We start from the raw sequence: 1,214 nt of genomic DNA on the forward strand, positions 1-1,214 counted from the left end.
GGAAGGGACCAGGATTGCCAGAAGTATTATGTAGAATACCATTAGTTATAGTTGGTCCTGGTATTAAAGCTAAAAAGGAAAAATGTATGGATTATGTTTCAATATGCGATATTATGCCAACTATATGTGAAATTCTAGGGGAAGATATGCCAGAAGGAGTGCAGGGTAAAAGTATATTGCCAATACTTAAGGATATGGATTATCCTAAAGACCAATATACAAGCGTTTATATAGAGCAAGGGGCAGGTGGACTTTATTTTAAAAATGAAGATATAGATAATTTAACACCTGAAAATAAAGGTATTGCAGAGTCAGTAACCATTGATGAACTTAATTCTGTTACTCAGTCAGGGAAAATGAGAGCCGTTGTAAAAGATGATTGGAAGCTTACATTTGATATGATGGGAAAAGGGAAAATGTATAATTTGATTGAGGATAAGTATGAGCTAAATGACCTTTATGACAATAAAGATTGTGAGATTAAAAAAGTTGAATTATTGGAAGAACTTTTAAAAAGTTCAATAAAAGCTTCTGATGATTTACCTTATTCTAAAACGGAGAGACATGTTATAAAAAGAGATAAGAAAAGAAATTATTATCAATAATAAAGTTGCTTGAAAAAACAATAAGATGATTTTAGATTTTAGAGAACAATAATTTATTAAACAAGCAAGGTTGTGGTAATATTTTAAATTCTTTAAAAGAATATACAAATAAACAAACGAAATATAAAATGAAAGGAAGTATAAAATGGAAGGAAATATGAAATATAAAAATGAAAATTTATCGATACAAGAGCGTGTCACAGATCTTTTAGAGAGAATGACATTAGAAGAAAAGGTTGCACAAACTATTGCAGTTGATGTAACAACACTTACAGTGAATGAAAGCGAAAGTGAAAAATTATTCTCAACTGGTGAAATTCAGAATGAAAAATTGAAAGAGCTGATTAAAAATGGGATGGGCTCATTTCAGCTGCCAGGTAGAAATCTTACGCCAAAAAAAAGTGCTGAATATAGGAATATTTTACAAAAACATATAATCAATAATACTAGGTTACAAATTCCAGTTTTATCACAAGAAGAATGTTTAAATGGACATTTGGCAAATGGATCAACTATGTTCCCAAGACCTATAGGATTAGCAGGTTCTTTTGATACAGAATTGGTTGAAGAAATATACTCAGCAATTGGTGAAGAAACCCGTTCTAGAGG

General features: G+C 30.6%; 2 protein-coding genes. Both read left to right on the forward strand.

Going from position 1 to position 1,214, the window contains the following annotated elements:
• On the forward strand, positions 1–605 hold a 605-nt coding region (locus BUB83_RS21145), incomplete at its 5' end, for an alkaline phosphatase family protein (protein WP_341465365.1).
• A 145-nt stretch (positions 606–750) separates the two neighbouring features.
• On the forward strand, positions 751–1,214 hold a 464-nt coding region (locus BUB83_RS21150), incomplete at its 3' end, for a glycoside hydrolase family 3 N-terminal domain-containing protein (protein ID WP_278336955.1).

The organism is Clostridium grantii DSM 8605, from assembly GCF_900129965.1.
Classification (GTDB): Bacteria; Bacillota; Clostridia; order Clostridiales; family Clostridiaceae; genus Clostridium_AF; species Clostridium_AF grantii.